At 69.1% G+C, this 734-nt stretch carries 1 pseudogene; it reads left to right on the plus strand.

Annotated elements, in window-relative coordinates:
* Positions 1-334: pseudogene (locus FVW27_RS18050) on the plus strand ((Fe-S)-binding protein); the annotation flags it as partial.
* Positions 335-734 lie beyond the last annotated feature (400 nt).

The raw sequence follows: 734 nt of genomic DNA on the forward strand, positions 1-734 counted from the left end.
CGGGGTGAACTGCTGCGGCATGGGCGGCGTGCTGCAACTGGCCGCGCCCGACCTGTCGCGCACCGTGGCCGATGCCTGCTGGAACGCGCTGCTGCCGGAACGCGCCGCCACGTTCACTCCCGCGCCATCCTCGTCATGCGCGCCCTCCTCGCCGGATGCGGCTTCCACCACATCCGCCGCCTCCACACCTGCCGCAACGACCAATGCAACACGGCAGCCGGGCATCACCGTGCTTACGGGATGCAGCGGCTGCACCCTGCAACTGGCGGCAACCGCGCCCCCCGATGTGCGCGTGCTGCACTGGCTGGACGTGGTGGGCGTGCCGCGCACCTAGTTCGGCCCCCATCCGCATCGTCCTTTCCGTGCATCCTTGCGGGCGGCGGCATCGACACGTCATGTCCGAATCCGCCGCCCGTCCGTTTTGCATGCCGTGCGCCCATCGCGCCGCCGCCAGCACCCCGCACCGGCATTGTCCACCGCGCGCATCTGCGTCACGATTTCCTGTCATTCCGGAGCAATGCATGTGAATTAAAGGTGCGCGCATTGCCAACCGCAAGTATTTGACTTATCTGAGATGGGTTCGGCCACCCGTCGCGCGGCACATGCCTTGATGCCCTGTCGCGCAATGCGCGCCGCGCGCACCACCCGCAGGTGCAGCCGAACCGCCCGGCACCGCGTGCCGCGCGCAGGTTCCGCCCCCGGCGTTCGCCGGGTTTTCGCGAAAACCGCGCCCC

Origin of the sequence: Nitratidesulfovibrio liaohensis (assembly GCF_011682075.1) — a bacterium.
Classification (GTDB): domain Bacteria; phylum Desulfobacterota; class Desulfovibrionia; order Desulfovibrionales; family Desulfovibrionaceae; genus Cupidesulfovibrio; species Cupidesulfovibrio liaohensis.